This is a genomic window from Streptomyces sp. NRRL S-337, from assembly GCF_000720175.1.
In the GTDB taxonomy this organism is placed as follows: domain Bacteria; phylum Actinomycetota; class Actinomycetes; order Streptomycetales; family Streptomycetaceae; genus Streptomyces; species Streptomyces siderophoricus.
The window spans coordinates 82,476-98,275 of record NZ_JOIX01000019.1; the positions used below are offsets into that span (position 1 = coordinate 82,476).

Sequence of the window (15,800 nt, forward strand, 5' to 3'; positions counted from 1 at the left end):
GTGTAGTTGATCTAACATCTGGCGCGTGCTGCGCTCATCTGTAGTCCGGACGGCGGCGACGCCCGACAAAGACGCCCTCGGATCCCTGCTCCGCCACTACACCGGCGCCGGCGCGCCGCTGTCCTGCGAACCCGTCGCCGAGGGCCTGCTCAACCACGGCTACTTCCTCGCCACCACCCGCGGCCGCTACTTCCTCAAGCACCACCTCGACGGCGACCTGGCCGCGCTCACCCGCCAGCACCGCGCCACCCGGCGGCTCGCCGCGCTCGGCCTGCCGGTCGCCCCGCCCGTCGCCGACGCCGACGGCCGCACCGTCACCGTCCTCGACGGCCGCTGCTACGCGCTGCACCCCTGGGTCGAGGGGCGGCACCTGAGCGGGGCCGCGCTGACCGCCGGCCAGTCCCGCCGGCTCGGCGCCCTGCTCGGGCTCGTGCACACCGCGCTGGCACAGGTCATGGCGGACGAACCGCCTCCGCCCCGACTGCCCTGCGCGGACGCCGGCGCCGACCCCGAGCGGACCTTCGAGACCATCGACGAGCTGCTGGACCTGGCCCGCTGCGCCCGCCCGCGCACCAGCTTCGACGAGCTCGCCGAGCACCGGCTGCTGGAGCGTCGGGCCCTCCTGGAACGGCAGGTGCACCGACGCCCCGCACCCGGCGCGGAGCCCGCCGCCGGCTGGGTACACGGCGACTTCCACCCGCTGAACGTGCTCTACCGCGGCAGCGAGCCGACCGCGATCGTCGACTGGGACCGGCTGGGCGTCCAACCCCGCGCCGAGGAGGCGGTGCGCGCCGCCGCGATCTTCTTCGTACGCCCCTGCGGCACCCTGGACCTGGCCAAGGTCGCGGCGTACGCCGGTGCCTACCGCAGCGCCTGCGGGGCCGGCGCCGACGAACTCGCCGCGGCCGTCCACCGGGTGTGGTGGGAGCGGCTGAACGACTTCTGGATGCTCACCTGGCGCTACCAGCTCGGCGACCGCCGCACCGATCCGCAATTCCCGGCGGCGGCCGCGCTGGCGGTGTGGTGGACCCGCGAATACCGCGCCGTGCGCGACGCGTTCACCCGCTGACCCGTTACGGCGCGCGGCCGGTCAGCCGCCGGTCGTGCCCAGCGTGGCGCCGCTGTCCGCGCCCGAGGACGCCCCGCTGTCCGCCCCGGCCGTCGAGCCGCCGTCGGCCGTCCCGCCGTCCGCGGTACCGCCGTCGGCCGTCCCACCGTCCGCGGTGCCACCGTCGGCCGTGCCACCGGTGGTGTCGGTGGGCGGCTCGGTGGTCGGCTCCTCGGTCGTCGGCGGCTGCGAGGTCGGCGGCTCGGAGCTCGGCGGGGTGCTCGGCGGCGTCGTCGGCGCCTGGGTGTACGAACCGCTGTCGCCGCCGGTGCCCTCCGGCTGGGTCTCCGGAGTGGTCGGCTCCTCGGTCGTCGGCTCGCTGGTCTCCTTGTGCTTCTTCGGCGTCGGCGACTGCGTGGTGTGCGTCTCGTGCTGACGGCCCGGGTCCTTGGTGTTCTGCAGCGCGAAGGCCACCCCGACCGCGATGGCGATCAGTGCGAGCGCCGCGATCAGCCAGACCTTGCCGCGGCCGCCCCTGGCCGGGCGGGGCCCGCCCTCGAAGCCGCCGTCATCCTCCCGCATCCCGTGCGTGAGGATCGGCTGCGCCGTGGTGTGGCCGGCGTCCGGGTGCGGCAGCGCGGTGGTCGCGGCGGTCCCCATGGACGGCGAGTGACCGCCCTCGTGCATGACCACCGGGCCGGTGTTCCAGGTGCCGGTGTGCCCGCCCTGCTCCTGCAGCATCTGCAGCGAGTACTGGACCAGCCCGCGCATCTCCTCGGCGGTCTGGAACCGGTCGTCGGGGTCCTTGGCCAGCGACCGCATGACCAGGCCGTCCAGCTCCGGCGGCACGCCCTCGGCGACCTCGGAGGGCGGCACCGGCATGTCCTGGACGTGCTGGTAGACGACCGAGAGCGGGGTCTCGCCGGTGAACGGCGGCCGCAGCGCGAGGAGTTCGTACAGCAGACAGCCGGTGGCGTAGAGGTCGGAACGGGTGTCGACGGTCTTGCCGAGCGCCTGCTCAGGAGAGAGGTACTGGGGCGTACCCATGACCATGCCGGTCTGGGTCATCGTGGACTGCGCGCCGTGCAGGGCGCGGGCGATGCCGAAGTCCATGACCTTCACGGCGCCGCTGTTCGTGATGATCACGTTCGCGGGCTTGATGTCACGGTGCACGATGCCGTGCTGGTGGCTGTAGGCCAGCGCCTCCAGCACGCCCGAGACGATGATCAGCGCCTGGTCCGGCGGCGGGGCGTCGGCGTTCAGCAGCAGATCACGGATGGTGTGGCCCTCGACCAGCTCCATCACGATGTACGGCACGGTGTTGCCGCCGACCAGGTCCTCACCGGAGTCGTAGACCGCGACCACCGCGTGGTGGTTCAGACCGGCCACGGACTGTGCCTCGCGGGTGAAGCGGGCCTTGGACACCGGGTCCTCGGCGAGGTCGGCGCGCAGCAGCTTCACGGCCACGGTGCGGCCGAGGCGCACGTCCTCGGCGGCGAACACCTCCGCCATGCCGCCGCGCCCGAGGCGCCGCGTGAGCCGGTACCGGCCGTCGCCGACCAGGCCGCCGTTGCCCCACATCTCCGGTGCGTCGGGGACACGGGAGCCGGTGGCCTCAGGATCGGACGGGCCCTGGGGGCTCTGCGTCGGTGCCATCGGTCCTCGCCGTCGAATCGATCCGCCCGAGAGCGGTAAGGTCATCGGTCTTCGCTAGAGCACGCTACAGGTTCCGCGGCACCCACCGGTCCGTCGTGGACCGGCCATCAAACCCGCCGTTCGCCTGACATCGCAAGTTCACCCCCGGTGATTCAGGGTGCCGAACGTCTCAGGTCCGTGACCGGATCTTGCACATCTGGTCACGGAACGGGCACACAGCTTGACGTGTCCGGGCCCTGGGGCACACTTGGCTCCGGAATTCCAGATTTTGATCGCTATACGTACGGGTAGTGCGCCGTGCGCCTAGGGGGAAGCGGAACGATGAGCCAGGACGGCGCTCAGGGCCAATTCGAGGGCCGTTCGGTCGGCGGAGGACGTTACCAGCTTCGTGATCTTCTCGGGGCCGGTGGAATGGCATCCGTGCACCTCGCGCACGACACCGTGCTCGACCGCGACGTCGCGATCAAGACACTGCACACCGAGCTCGGCCGCGAGCAGGCCTTCCGCGAGCGCTTCCGCCGTGAGGCGCAGTCAGTGGCGAAGCTCACGCACACCAATATCGTCTCGGTCTTCGACTCCGGCGAGGACGAGCTCGACGGCGGCATGGTGCCGTACATCGTCATGGAGTACGTCGCGGGCCAGCCGCTGCGCTCCGACCTCGACGCCGACATCGCCCAGCACGGCGCGATGCCGACCGAAAAGGCCCTGAAGATCACCGCCGATGTGCTCGCGGCGCTGGAAGTCAGCCACGAGATGGGCCTGGTCCACCGCGACATCAAGCCCGGCAACGTCATGCTGAACAAGCGCGGCGTCGTCAAGGTCATGGACTTCGGTATCGCCCGCGCCATGCAGTCCGGCGTGACGTCCATGACCCAGACCGGCATGGTGGTCGGCACCCCGCAGTACCTCTCCCCCGAGCAGGCGCTGGGCCGCGGGGTGGACGCCCGCTCCGACCTGTACTCCGTCGGCATCATGCTCTTCGAGCTGCTGACCGGCCAGCTGCCGTTCGACGCGGACTCCCCGCTCGCCATCGCCTACGCCCACGTCCAGGAAGAGCCGCCGGTCCCGTCGAGCATCAACCGCTCGCTGCCGCCGGCCGTGGACGCGCTGGTGGCCCGGGCGCTGAAGAAGAACCCCAACGAACGGTTCCCGACCGCCGAGGCGATGCGGGACGAGTGTCTGCGGATCGCCGGGTCCGGCCAGTCCGGTGCCACCCCGCTGATCATCGGCGAGGGCCCGCGGGCGCGCACCAGCGGCTCCTCGGTGTCCTCGGCGGTCTTCCCCACCGCCTCCGGAAACCCGCAGACGCCGGTCCCGCCGAACGTCCAGCAGCCCTACCAGCCGACGCAGGCGGTCGGCTACGGCCCGCAGACGCCCCCGCCGCCGAACAACGTCTACCCGACGCCGGCCCCCGGTCCGGTCCCGGGCCCGGCGCCGTTCAACGCGGGCGGGTACCAGGCTCCGCCGGCGTACACCCCGCCCCCGCCGCCGATCACCGCCTCGATGCCGTCGGCCGGCGGGCCCGGCGGGCGGAAGAACAACACCCCGGTGATCGTGGTCTCGGCGATCGTCGGTGTCGTCGTGGTCACCGCGATAGCGATCGGCATCGGTCTGAGCGCCGGTTCCACCGACGACACCGGCGGCGACGTCACCCCGTCCAGCTACTCCGCTTCGCCCACCGAGAGCGTCCGCCCCGAGGACAAGACGGCGACGATCCTGACGTCCGAGTGCACCAACCCGACCAAGAGCTACGCCGACAAGCGCAAGATCCTCTTCCCGTCGTTCCGGTTCAAGAACCTGGACTCGGTGAAGGAGTGCATCAAGGCGGCCGGCTGGAAGTACAAGATCGTCAAGGAAGAGGACAGCGCGATCTGGGGCAAGAACACCGTCACGGATCAGTCCCCGGCCGCCATCAGCTGGTGGTACCCGACCAAGGACGCCACGATCGAGCTGACCATCTCCACCGGTCGCAGCGGCTGACGGTCGCACCGCATACAGAAGGGGCCGGCACGCATCTCGCGTGCCGGCCCCTCGTGCATACGGTCAGAGGTACGGGCCCGAGCGGGCGCCGCCGTGGCCGGGCTTGCCCTCGTCGCCCTCCGTGGGCAGGACACCGGGCGGCAGGGCCCGGCGCATCGACTCCAGCTGGGCGCGGGCGGCCATCTGCTGGGCGAACAGCGCGGTCTGGATGCCGTGGAACAGCCCCTCCAGCCAGCCCACCAGCTGCGCCTGGGCGATCCGCAGCTCCGCCTCCGTGGGCACCGACTCATCGGTGAACGGCAGCGACAGCCGCTCCAGCTCCTCCACCAGTTCGGGCGCCAGCCCGTCCTCCAGCTCCTTCACCGAGCTGGCGTGGATCTCCTTGAGCCTGACCCGGCTGGCCTCATCGAGAGGAGCGGCTTTCACCTCTTCCAGCAGCTGCTTGATCATGCTGCCGATGCGCATGACCTTCGCAGGCTGTTCGACCATGTCCGTCACCGGGACCTCGCGGGGCTCGTTGCCGTCGTCCCCGCCGCCGGAGCCGGCGCTGCCGAGCGCCATGCCGTCCGGGCCGACAACCAGGACGTGCGGGTTCTCCTGCGACCGTTCGTTCATCGGCATATCCATGCCGCCATTCTCTCGTACGAGGGCTTCTCGACGGTGTTGCCCCCGGGAGAACGTGATCCACCTTTCCGGGGGACCCGATCCCCGGTGTTTCACGTGAAACCACGGATTCGCGCTGTTTCACGTGAAACCACGCCAACCGTTTCCACCGTTTCACGTGAAACAACCGGGAGCGTTTCACGTGAAACGGTGTGGCGTTCCTGCCTCCTCGTTTCACGTGAAACGAGGAGGCAGGAAAGCTGCGGCCTCAGCGGCGGCGAAGTCGCAGACCCAGGAACGCCAGACCCAGGCCCGTCAGCGCCAGACCCGCACCCATCGGCAGCACCCGCTCGACCGGTGCCGTCGGGGACTCCAGGGCGTACGGGCGGACCGTGTCCCCGTCCCCGTCCGTGGTGCCGGTGGTCGCGTCCTCGGGGACGGTGGGCGACGGGAGCGGCGGCAGCGTTTCGTACGAGCGAGGGCTGTGCCGGTCCGCCGTCCTGACGCGGTGCGACGGGGTGGAGTGCGAGGGTGCGGTGTCGGATACGGCCTCCGCCGGGACATGCCGTTTCACCGGATCGCGACGGCCGGGCAGCGCGTGGGCGCGGTCGGAGTCGGACGGATCGTCCGGCATCGCCTTCCGGGAGGGGCCGCGGCCCGCGAACTCCGCACTGCCCGGGCCGGCCCCGTGGAAGCCCGGACCGAACGAGTGGGGGTGGTGGTGCCACCGGCCGTGCCAGCGGCCCGGGTGGTGGTGCGGCACCCGGCGCGGATAGCCCGCCATGTCGTACGGGAAGCCGGGAAAGCCGTCCGGGAGCTCGCGGAAGCGGGCCGGAGCCCCCGGGTGGCCGGCGTGGCCCCGGCCCGGCGCGAACGGGTCCTCGACCTGCGGCAGATCGCTCCCGAAGTCCTCGGCGGCGAAGGCATCCGCCCCGAGCATCTCGGGCCGGAACTCCTCCGGCACGTCGTCGTCCGGCGAATCGCCCGGCCGGACGAGCTGCGGTGAGCGGTCCACCGGTGTGGCCTGCCGGTCCGCGGCCGCCGCGGGTACGGCTCCCAACGGAACGGGCAGGACGACGGCGGCGACCAAAAGACTGCTGGCAATGCGCGAACGGAAACCTGGAGCGACCACGGTGCCCCTCCCGTGCCGAGCCGTCGGGTGACCAGCCCAGCGTCACATGTGATCAGATGCACGGCATCTTGGGACTGTCCGCCGGGTTATCCGCCGACGGCCCGGGAGGGGTGATCCGGAAGGCCGCAGCGGCCGGTTCAGACGGTCAGCACGACCTTGCCGACGTGCACACTCGCGTCCACGACGCGGTGCGCCTCCGCGGCCTCGGCCATCGGGAGCGTACGGTCCACGATCGCCCGGACCTGGCCGTTGCCGATCAGCGGCCAGACGTGCTCGCGTACGGCCGCGACGATGGCCGCCTTCTCACTCAGCGGGCGGGCGCGCAACCCGGCGCCGGTGATCGCGGCGCGCTTGGCCATCAGCGCGGCGAGGTTCAGCTCCGCCTTCACCCCGCCCTGCAGCCCGATGATCGCAAGTCGCCCGCTGACCGCCAGCGCCTTCACGTTCCGCTGCAGGTACTTCGCGCCGATGATGTCGAGGATGACGTCCGCGCCCTTGCCGTCGGTGGCCTTGCGGATCTCCTGGACGAAGTCCTGCTCGCGGTAGTCGATCAGGATGTCCGCGCCGAGCTCCGCGCAGCGGGCCAGCTTCTCGGGGCCGCCCGCGGTGACCGCGACCCGCGCCCCGACGGCCTTGGCGAGCTGGATCGCCATCGTGCCGATGCCGCTCGCGCCGCCGTGGACCAGCAGCGTCTCGCCGGGCCGCAGGTGGGCGATCATGAAGACGTTGGACCAGACCGTGCAGGTCACCTCGGGCAGCGCGGCAGCCGTGACCAGGTCCAGGCCGGGCGGCACCGGCAGCACCTGCCCGGCCGGCACCGCGACCTTCTCCGCGTAGCCGCCGCCCGCCAGCAGCGCGCACACCTCGTCGCCGACCGCCCAGCCGTGCACGCCCGGGCCGACCGCGCTGATGCGTCCCGAGCACTCCAGCCCCGGGTACGCCGAGGCTCCGGGCGGCGGGTCGTAGAAGCCCTGCCGCTGGAGCAGGTCGGCGCGGTTCACGGCGCTGGCCGCGACCTCGATCAGGACCTCGCCCTCGCCGGGCTGCGGGTCGGGCACATCCGTCCAGACAAGTGCTTCGGGGCCACCGGGCTCCGGGATAGTGATCGCTCGCATGGGCGCGAGGCTACTCGCCGTCCGCGGACAGAGCGATGGCACGGGGGCCGGTGACCACGGACGCGTCGTCACACCGCCGCATGTCGGAGCGGGTTAACGGGCCGTCATTCGCCGTCCAGCCGGCGCATCGGGGAGACGGTGGTGCCCGGCAGCGTCGGCCGCGCCGACTGCTTGGCGGGCAGGTCCGACTCGTCCGACACGGCCGCCCGGACGATGGTGATCAGCCGGTCCGTGCTCTGCAGCGGGCTGGCCTCCGGGTCGTCGTAGCCGAGCAGCCGGTGGCCGCGCAGCACGGACACGACCAGGTCGTCGGTCTCGCGTACGGACCTGCCCACCTCGGCCTTCACCACCGGGCGTTCGATCAGGTCCAGGCCGCTGCCCTGCTGGATCAGGTCCTCGATGACCGCGCCCGCGCTGGGGCTGTGCACGGAGAGTCCCAGCAGCCGGCCGGCCGCGCTGGCCGAGGTGATCACCGCGTCGGCGCCGGACTGCCGCAGCAGCGGGGCGTTCTCCTCCTCCCGCACCGCCGCGACGATGTGGGCCCGCTTGTTGAGCTGGCGGGCGGTCAACGAGACGAGCACGGCGGTGTCGTCGCGCTGGGTGGCGATGACGACCTGCCGGGCGCGCTGGAGCTCGGCCCGCAGCAGCACATCGCTGCGGGTCGCGTCGCCGACGACCCCGGCGAATCCTTCGGCCACCGCCGCCTCGATCACCTTGGTGCTGGGGTCGACGATGACGATGCGGTCGCGCCCGACGCCGGTCGCCCGGAGGGTCTGCACGGCGGACCGCCCCTTGGTGCCGTAGCCGACGATGACGGTGTGGTCGCGCACGGCGTTTCTCCAGCGTTTGAGGTGCCACTGCTCGCGGGTGCGTTCGGTCAGCACTTCCAGGGTCGTACCGACCAGGATGATCAGGAAGAGCACGCGGAGCGGCGTGATGAGCAGGATGTTCAGCAACCGCGCGCTGTCGCCGTACGGGACGATGTCGCCGTAGCCCGTCGTGGAGAGGGTGACGGTCGCGTAGTAGAAGCAGTCGAGCAGGTCGACCGCGCCGTCGGCGTTGTCGTGGTACTCGTCGCGGTCCATCCAGACGACGAAGACCGTCGCCAGCAGCACCAGCAGCGCCATCATCAGCCGGCGGGCGACCTGCCGCAGCGGCGCCTTCGGCGCCCGGCGCGGCAGTATCAGGCGGTGGGAGCGGTCCTCGGGCACCTCGTGCGCCGTGCTGTCGTGGGAGGGGAGCTTCACGCGGCGCCTCCGGCCGGTCCGAACGGATCCCCGAGCGCGGCCCGGTCCGCCGGCCCACCCGCCGACCACCCCGCTGACCAGGGGAGTTCCAGGAGTTCGAGTTCGGTGCCGCGCTGGGCGCCGCCGGGCGGGACGACCGCCAGCGCATCGGCGGCGGCGATCCCGCGCAGCATGGCCGGGCCGTGGAAGTGCAGCGGCTCGGCCGTCAGGCCGTACCGCTCGTCGTCGCGGTAGGCCACCGGGACGAGCCGGGTGTCGTGCGGATGCCCGTGCACCGGCGCGGTCAGCGGGGTACGGCACGGGGCGGGCGGCCGGCGGGCGGCAAGCGCCCGCAGCAGCGGCTCGGCCAGCGTGCAGAGCCCGGACACCGCGGCGAGGGGGTTGCCGGGCAGACCGACGAGGTGCCGGCGCGGGGCCAGCCGGGCCAGCAGCATCGGATGCCCGGGGCGCACCGCCACGCCGTCCACCAGCACCTCGGCGCCGAGGCGGCGCAGGGTCGGATGCACATGGTCGACCGGTCCGGCGGCCGTGCCGCCGGTGGTGATCACCACATCGGCGGTGGACTCCGCCAGCGCCGTGTACAGCGTGTCGGCGTCGTCGGCGAGGTGACGGGGAGCGGCCGCGACCACGCCGAGGGCCTGCAGCCAGGGGCCCAGCATCGGCCCGAGCGCGTCCCGGATCCGGCCCGCCTGCGGCAGCCCGTGGTCCAGCAACTCGTCGCCCAGGACGAACACTTCGGCCCGCGGCGGGGGGTAGGCGGTCAGCTCGTCGTAACCGGCCGCGGCGGCCAGGCCGAGGACGGCGGGGGTCACCAGCGCGCCGGCGGGCAGGAGGTGGTCACCGCGGCGGCACTCCTGGCCGCGCGGGCGGATGTCCTGGCCCGGCGGTACCGGCCGCGGCGCGTGCAGCTGCCGGCCGCCGCCGGGCAGTTCGCGTACGTCGCCGTGCTCGCTGCGCAGTACGGCGGTGGCGCCGGACGGGAGGCGCGCACCGGTCGCGATCGCGATGGCACGGCCGTCCTGGAGTGCCTCGGCAGGGGCCTGACCGGCGAGGATGCCCGCAGCATCGGTGCCCGCGGGCCGGTCGACGCGCCAGGGGCCGGGGCCGGAGACCGCCCAGCCGTCCATGGCCGAGGTGTCGAACGACGGCAGGTCGGTGAGTGCGGTCAGCGGCACCGCGAGCGTCCGGCCGAGCGCCGCGGCGAGCGGGGTGGCCACCGGCGCGGGCGGCCCGGGGACGGCGTGCGCGGCGAGGTCGCGGGCGCGCTGCCAGGGCGTGGCGGGCGGCCTGCGGCGCGGGGCGGGGGACGGCGGCCGGCCGTCATCCGCGGGGCCGGAAGGTCCGGACGGGTGGCCGGCGGCGGCGTCCGGGTCGTGGCCGCCGTTCGCGGTGGGTGCGGCACCGGAGGCCGCCGTGGGCGGGCCGCCCACGGACGGGGTGGCGGGGCCGGATTCCGGGCGCCGGGCCGGGTCGGTGGCCGCTGCGCGGGTGTGGTTGGCCAGTGCGAGCGCGTCCTCGAACGGGTCGCCGCCGCGCCGGTCGTCCCGGGCGGCGCCGAACGCCCCGCCGGTCTCGCCGTCGGTCATCCCGCCGGCTTCGTTCCGGTGCCGGGGGCGTCCCCGGGGCCGGCCGGCCCCTCGGCCTCCGCGGCCCAGCGGTTCGCCAGGGCGGCGGCCCGGTCGGTCAGCTCCTTGACGTCCCGGCCCTGTTGCCCCGCCGCGTACCCGATCAGGAAGGTGGTCAGCGGCGCGGCCGGGCGGGCCACGCCGTGCGCCGCGTCCCGCGCGAGGTCGAGAAGCGCCGCCACGTCGACATCGAGGTCGATGCCCAGTTCGGCCTTGACTGCGGTGATCCATTCGTCCAGCACGTGTCCATGCTCCCTGATCCGGGCGCGCGCCGCGCCGAGGTCTTCCCAGGTGTCGCAGTCGAAGGCGGCGGTGTCCGTGGGATCCGGGACGCGGACGAGCGTCAGCCCGTCCAGCAGGGCGCGCAGCGGCAGACCGGCGGGTGTGCCGTGTGCGGCCCGGACCCGCGCCAGCGCGCGGCGCAGCGGCTCGGCGCGGTAGGCCGCCACCAGCGGCTGGTCGCGGCCCGAGGCGTCCTGGAGCAGCGCCCCTTCCGCGGGGGCGGCGGCCGCCGCCAGCAGGCCGCGTACCGTCGCGGCGGTCAGGAACGGCAGGTCCGCGGAGAGCACGAGCACGGTGGGGGCGGTGCTGTGCCGCAGGCCGGCGTCCAGCGCGGCGAGCGGGCCCCCGCCCGGCGGGTCCTCGCGGGCGTGCAGCACGGCGCGGGCGGTCGGGCGGGCGGGGCCGACGACCACGGCGCGGGCCGCATCGGGGCAGGCGGCGAGCACCCGGTCCAGGAGCGGGCGGCCGCCGACGGACAGGGCGGGCTTGTCCGCCCCGCCGAGCCGCCGGGCCGCGCCGCCGGCCAGGACGATCACGTCGTGGTCGGTGTGGTCGTTCACCTCTTGAGTATCGCCGGCCCCGGCGCGCTCACACAGGGTCCTACGCAGTGCCCCTCCGGGCCCGTCGGGGGGCGGGTCCGGAGGGCCGGTCTCACAGGCCCCGCAGCAGCAGTGCGGGCTGCTCGACGCAGTCGGCCACGAACCGCAGGAAGCCGCCCGCGGTGCCGCCGTCGCACACCCGGTGGTCGAAGGTGAGCGACAGCTGGACGACCTGCCGCACCGCCAGCTCGCCCTCGTGCACCCAGGGTTTGGCGGCTATCCGGCCGACGCCGAGCATCGCCGCCTCCGGGTGGTTGATGATCGGCGTGGAGCCGTCGACACCGAAGACGCCGTAGTTGTTGAGGGTGAAAGTGCCGTGGGTCAGCTCGGCCAGGGACAGCCCGCCGGCCCGGGCGGTCTCCGTGAGCCGCGCCATCTCGGCGGAGAGGTCCTCGACCGTACGGGCCTGGGCGTCACGGACCACCGGCACCACCAGGCCGCGGTCGGTCTGCGCGGCGAAGCCGAGATGGACCGCGGGCAGCCGGACGATCTCCTGGGTGCGGGTGTCGACGGTGGCGTTGAGCTGCGGGAAGCGCGCGAGCGCGGCCGTGGTGATCCGGGCCAGCAGCGCGAGCAGCGACACCTTGGGCGTGCCGGGGACGTTCATCGCCCGGCGGGCGGCGAGGAGTTCGGTGGCGTCCGCGTCCACCCAGCAGGTCGCCTCGGGGATCTCGCGGCGGCTGCGGCTGAACTTCTCGGCGGCCGCGCCGAGCATCCCGCGCAGCGGGATCCGCTCCTCACCTGGGGTGGGGGCGAGGCCGGCCGCTGCGCCGGGGGCGGCGGCCATGGCGGTCGCGCCTGCAGTCCCTTCGACCGCGGCGGCTGCGGTGGCCGGCCGCTGCGCGCGCTCCCGGCGGGCGCGGAGCGCGGACTCGACGTCCGTACGGAGGATCAGGCCGTCCGGCCCGGTGCCGGTCACCTCCCGCAGGTCCAGGTCGTTCTCCCGCGCCATGCGGCGCACCAGCGGCGAGATGACGGCCACCGTACGGCTGTCGGCGTCCGCGGCGCGGGCCGGGCGGTCCGCACCGGCCTCCTCGGCCGGCGTGGTGGGCTCGGCTCCGGTCGGGGGCTGCGGGCCGCCCGCCTCGGGGCGCGCGCCGTCCGCGGGGCGGATCCGGCGCCGCCGCGCCGCGGCCGCGCTCGTGCCGTAACCGACCAGGACGTTGCCGGAGCCGTTCTCCGTCGCGTCGGCGGCCGGTGCCTCGGGGGCGGTCGCCGTCCCGGTGGCGGTGCCGGAACCGGCGTCCGTCGTGGGGGCCTGCTCCGCCAGATCGTCCGGTACCGCGCCGACCGCGACGGTCACCAGGGGGGTGCCCACCGGGACTTCGGCCCCTTCGTCGCCGTAGCGGGCGGTCACCACGCCGCCGTACGGGCACGGCACCTCGACCATCGCCTTGGCGGTCTCGACCTCGACCACCGGCTGGTCGACGGCGACGACCTCGCCGACCTCGACCAGCCACTGCACGATCGTCGCCTCGGTGAGGCCCTCCCCCAGGTCGGGCAGGGTGAATTCACGGACCACGGCCATCACGCACCACGTCCTTCGGTCCAGTCCGACTCCCACTGCAGGCGCGCGACGGTGTCCAGGATCCGGTCGACGCCCGGGAGGTGGTGCCGCTCCAGCATGGGCGGCGGGTAGGGGATGTCGAAGCCGGCCACCCGCAGCACGGGCGCCTCCAGGTGGTGGAAGCAGCGCTCGGTGATCCGGGCGGCGATCTCCCCGCCGGGCCCGCCGAAGCCGCCGGCCTCGTGGACGACCACGGCCCGTCCGGTGCGCCGTACGGACGCGCAGACCGTCTCGTCGTCGAACGGCACCAGGGAGCGCAGATCGACCACTTCCAGGTCCCAGCCCTCGGCGCGGCCGGCTTCGGCGGCCTCCATACAGGCGGGCAGCGAGGGGCCGTAGGTGATCAGGGTGGCGCTGCTGCCGCGGCGGCGTATCTCGGCCCGGCCCAGGGGCGCGACCGCGGTGGGCGTGTCCGGCGACCACTCGGCCTTCGACCAGTACAGCCGCTTGGGCTCCAGGAAGACGACCGGGTCGTCGGAGGCGATGGCGGCCCGCAGCAGGCCGTAGGCGTCCTCGACGGTGGCGGGGGTGACGACGTGCAGCCCCGGGGTGGCGAGGTAGTAGGCCTCGGAGGAGTCGCTGTGGTGCTCGACGCCGCCGATGCCGCCGCCGTAGGGGATGCGGATGGTCAGTGGCATCGGGACCGCGCCGCGGGTGCGGTTGCGCATCCGGGCGACATGGCTGACCAGCTGCTCGAACGCCGGGTAGGCGAACGCGTCGAACTGCATCTCGACCACCGGCCGCAGCCCGTACATCGCCATGCCGACGGCGGTGCCCAGGATGCCGGCCTCGGCGAGCGCGGTGTCCGTGCAGCGGTCCTCGCCGAACTCCTTGGCCAGGCCGTCGGTGATGCGGAAGACGCCGCCCAGGGCGCCGACGTCCTCGCCCATCACATGGACGGCCGGGTCCTCGGCCATGGCGTCACGCAGCGCACGGGTCAGCGCCTGCGCCATGGTGGCGGGCTTGCGCGCGGTGGCCGGAGCGGTGGTCGTCATGGCCTGGCCTCCTCGGCGGGCGCGGTGCCCGCGGTGTCCTCGGTGTGTCCGGCGGCCTCGGCCTCCAGCTCGGCGCGCAACTGCGCCGCCTGGGCGCGCAGTTGGCCGGTCTGCTCGGCGAACACGTGGGTGAACAGGTCCATCGGGTTCAGCACCGGGTCGGCGTTCATCCGCTCGCGGAGGTCGGCGGCCAGCTGCTCGGCGCTCTCCCGGGTGGTGGCGACGAACTCGTCGGTCAGCAGGCCACGGCCGGCCAGCTCGTGCTCCAGCAGGGCTATCGGGTCGTGCGCCCGCCAGGTCTCGACCTCGGCGTCGGTGCGGTAGCGGGTGGCGTCGTCGGCGTTGGTGTGCGCCTCGATGCGGTACGTGACGGCCTCGACGAGGGTGGGGCCGCCGCCCCGGCGGGCGCGTTGGACGGCCTCACCGAGCACCTCGTGCATCGCGGGCGCGTCATTGCCGTCGACCAGGCGGCCGGGCATGCCGTAGCCGACCGCTTTGTGGGCGAGGGAGGGCGCGGCGGTCTGCTTGGCGAGCGGCACGGAGATGGCAAAGCCGTTGTTCTGCACCAGGAAGACGACCGGGGCCTGCCAGAGCTCCGCGAAATTCAGCGCCTCGTGGAAGTCGCCCTCGCTCGTGCCGCCGTCGCCCACCATGGCCAGCGCCACCACCTCGTCGCCCTTGAGGCGGGCGGCGTGTGCCAGGCCGACGGCATGGGGCAGCTGGGTGGCGAGCGGGGTGCACAGGGGGGCGATGCGGTGTTCGTGCGGGTCGTAGCCGCAGTGCCAGTCGCCGCGCAGCAGGGTCAGCGCCTGTACGGGGTCGAGGCCGCGGGCCACCGCGGCCAGGGTGTCGCGGTAGCTGGGGAACAGCCAGTCCCGCTCCTCCAGCGCCAGCGCGGCGGCGACCTCGCAGGCCTCCTGGCCGGTGGAGGACGGATAGACCGCCAGCCGTCCCTGCCGGGTCAGGGCGGTGGCCTGGGCGTTGTACCGGCGGCCGCGCACGAGCTGGGCGTACAGCCGGGTCAGCAGTCCGGAGTCGAGCCGGGCGGCGGCGTCCGTACCGAGGATGCGGTACGGCTCCTCGTCGGGCAGGAGAGGCGCGGGATCGACGCGCGGGCGCCACGCGGGCGGCGGGCCGGCCAGGCTGCTCTTGTTCCTGCTGCTGCCGGGCTGCTCTAGGACCGTCATGTCGAGCACCTCCTCGGTTCGAAGGGGTGGCGCGATCGCGCCGCAGAAGGGTGGTGGGCGAACGGCGGATGGGCAGGATGAAACCGGTCGGGGCGGGTGAGCCCTTCCCTACCGATTGTTCGGTCGCTGATGCATTTTGGCTACAGGCGGGTTCAGCCTGTGGACAAACGGTTCTCCACAGCTTCAGATGAAGACAGGGCGTCCACAAAGGGGAGGCGGGACCATATGCCGGACGAACAGATGGCCAATAACAACGGTCAGCCACCGACGCCCGAACCGCCCACCCCGGCCGCACGCCCGCTGGACACCATCGACCGGTCGATCCTGCGCATGCTGCAGACCGACGGCAGGGCCTCGATACGTTCCGTGGCCGAGCGGGTGCACGTTTCCCGCGCCAATGCCTACGCGCGCATCAACCGGCTGATGGACGACGGGGTGATCCGCGGTTTCAGCGCCCTCGTCGACCAGGAAAGGGCAGGCCAGGGCGCCTCCGCGTACATCACGCTGAAGATCGTGCAGAACTCCTGGCGGACCGTGCGCAAGCAGCTCACCGCGCTACCGGGCGCCACGCACATCGCGCTGGTCAGCGGGGACTTCGACGTGCTGCTGCTGGTGCACACCAAGGACAACCGGGAGCTGCGGGAGCTGGTCCTCACCCGTATCCAGTCGATACCGGAGGTGCTCAGCACCCGCACCCTGCTGGTCTTCGAGGAGACCGATCTCGGGCCCGAGGGGGAGTGAGGCGCCCGGTGGCCGCGGGGCGG

13 protein-coding genes are annotated in these 15,800 nt (G+C 73.5%); 3 read left to right on the forward strand and 10 right to left on the reverse strand.

All coding sequences use genetic code 11. The annotated features are described in order from the left end of the window. Positions 1 to 25: 25 nt before the first annotated feature. Positions 26 to 1,069, forward strand: a complete 1,044-nt coding sequence (locus IG62_RS0116840; RefSeq protein ID WP_030802915.1) for a phosphotransferase — start codon at positions 26 to 28, stop codon at positions 1,067 to 1,069. Positions 1,070 to 1,090: 21 nt separating this feature from the next. On the opposite strand, the gene IG62_RS0116845 is transcribed toward IG62_RS0116840, so the two are convergent. Continuing rightward, on the reverse strand, positions 1,091 to 2,704 hold the full coding sequence (locus tag IG62_RS0116845; RefSeq protein ID WP_030802917.1) for a protein kinase domain-containing protein: 1,614 nt from the start codon (positions 2,702 to 2,704) through the stop codon (positions 1,091 to 1,093). A 321-nt stretch (positions 2,705 to 3,025) separates the two neighbouring features. Between IG62_RS0116845 and IG62_RS0116850 the strand changes: the two genes are divergently transcribed. Further along, positions 3,026 to 4,684: a protein kinase domain-containing protein gene (locus IG62_RS0116850; RefSeq protein WP_030802920.1), complete on the forward strand. Its 1,659-nt coding sequence runs from the start codon at positions 3,026 to 3,028 to the stop codon at positions 4,682 to 4,684. Positions 4,685 to 4,747: 63 nt separating this feature from the next. Here the strand turns inward: IG62_RS0116850 and IG62_RS0116855 are convergent, their stop codons facing one another. The 9 genes from IG62_RS0116855 to pdhA form a co-directional block, all read right to left on the reverse strand. After that, positions 4,748 to 5,311, reverse strand: coding sequence for a bacterial proteasome activator family protein (locus IG62_RS0116855; protein WP_030802922.1), 564 nt, complete (start codon positions 5,309 to 5,311; stop codon positions 4,748 to 4,750). Positions 5,312 to 5,555: 244 nt separating this feature from the next. Beyond that, positions 5,556 to 6,419 carry a hypothetical protein gene (locus tag IG62_RS0116860; protein WP_158795050.1) on the reverse strand — a complete coding sequence of 288 codons (864 nt, stop codon included), beginning with the start codon at positions 6,417 to 6,419 and terminating at the stop codon, positions 5,556 to 5,558. Positions 6,420 to 6,556: 137 nt separating this feature from the next. After that, positions 6,557 to 7,534, reverse strand: a complete 978-nt coding sequence (locus tag IG62_RS0116865) for an NAD(P)H-quinone oxidoreductase (RefSeq protein WP_030802927.1) — start codon at positions 7,532 to 7,534, stop codon at positions 6,557 to 6,559. Between the two features lie 104 nt (positions 7,535 to 7,638). After that, positions 7,639 to 8,781 (reverse strand): potassium channel family protein, encoded by a 1,143-nt coding sequence (locus IG62_RS0116870; RefSeq protein WP_030802930.1) that lies wholly within the window; start codon positions 8,779 to 8,781, stop codon positions 7,639 to 7,641. Further along, positions 8,778 to 10,367 (reverse strand): molybdopterin molybdotransferase MoeA, encoded by a 1,590-nt coding sequence (locus IG62_RS0116875; protein WP_037838449.1) that lies wholly within the window; start codon positions 10,365 to 10,367, stop codon positions 8,778 to 8,780. The genes IG62_RS0116870 and IG62_RS0116875 overlap by 4 nt, the downstream gene beginning before the upstream one ends. Continuing rightward, positions 10,364 to 11,248 (reverse strand): NTP transferase domain-containing protein, encoded by an 885-nt coding sequence (locus IG62_RS0116880; protein ID WP_030802936.1) that lies wholly within the window; start codon positions 11,246 to 11,248, stop codon positions 10,364 to 10,366. Before IG62_RS0116880 ends, IG62_RS0116875 begins: the two co-directional genes overlap by 4 nt. Positions 11,249 to 11,339: 91 nt before the next feature. Then, positions 11,340 to 12,815, reverse strand: a complete 1,476-nt coding sequence (locus IG62_RS0116885) for a dihydrolipoamide acetyltransferase family protein (protein ID WP_030802938.1) — start codon at positions 12,813 to 12,815, stop codon at positions 11,340 to 11,342. Further along, positions 12,815 to 13,849 (reverse strand): alpha-ketoacid dehydrogenase subunit beta, encoded by a 1,035-nt coding sequence (locus IG62_RS0116890; protein WP_030802940.1) that lies wholly within the window; start codon positions 13,847 to 13,849, stop codon positions 12,815 to 12,817. The genes IG62_RS0116885 and IG62_RS0116890 overlap by 1 nt, the downstream gene beginning before the upstream one ends. Further along, the gene (pdhA, locus tag IG62_RS0116895) at positions 13,846 to 15,036 is read right to left on the reverse strand and encodes a pyruvate dehydrogenase (acetyl-transferring) E1 component subunit alpha (RefSeq protein ID WP_030802943.1); all 1,191 of its coding nucleotides are present in this window, start codon (positions 15,034 to 15,036) and stop codon (positions 13,846 to 13,848) included. Before pdhA ends, IG62_RS0116890 begins: the two co-directional genes overlap by 4 nt. Positions 15,037 to 15,261: 225 nt before the next feature. Between pdhA and IG62_RS0116900 the strand changes: the two genes are divergently transcribed. Beyond that, positions 15,262 to 15,777, forward strand: a complete 516-nt coding sequence (locus IG62_RS0116900; RefSeq protein WP_030802946.1) for an Lrp/AsnC family transcriptional regulator — start codon at positions 15,262 to 15,264, stop codon at positions 15,775 to 15,777. Positions 15,778 to 15,800: the final 23 nt, after the last annotated feature.

Bases quoted from the DNA above. Each gene is read 5' to 3' on its own strand.
- IG62_RS0116890 (WP_030802940.1), bottom strand. From the start codon at position 13,849: ATGACGACCACCGCTCCGGCCACCGCGCGCAAGCCCGCCACCATGGCG.
- IG62_RS0116875 (WP_037838449.1), bottom strand. From the start codon at position 10,367: ATGACCGACGGCGAGACCGGCGGGGCGTTCGGCGCCGCCCGGGACGAC.
- IG62_RS0116855 (WP_030802922.1), bottom strand. From the start codon at position 5,311: ATGGATATGCCGATGAACGAACGGTCGCAGGAGAACCCGCACGTCCTG.
- IG62_RS0116865 (WP_030802927.1), bottom strand. From the start codon at position 7,534: ATGCGAGCGATCACTATCCCGGAGCCCGGTGGCCCCGAAGCACTTGTC.
- IG62_RS0116845 (WP_030802917.1), bottom strand. From the start codon at position 2,704: ATGGCACCGACGCAGAGCCCCCAGGGCCCGTCCGATCCTGAGGCCACC.
- pdhA (WP_030802943.1), bottom strand. From the start codon at position 15,036: ATGACGGTCCTAGAGCAGCCCGGCAGCAGCAGGAACAAGAGCAGCCTG.
- IG62_RS0116850 (WP_030802920.1), top strand. From the start codon at position 3,026: ATGAGCCAGGACGGCGCTCAGGGCCAATTCGAGGGCCGTTCGGTCGGC.
- IG62_RS0116900 (WP_030802946.1), top strand. From the start codon at position 15,262: ATGCCGGACGAACAGATGGCCAATAACAACGGTCAGCCACCGACGCCC.
- IG62_RS0116885 (WP_030802938.1), bottom strand. From the start codon at position 12,815: ATGGCCGTGGTCCGTGAATTCACCCTGCCCGACCTGGGGGAGGGCCTC.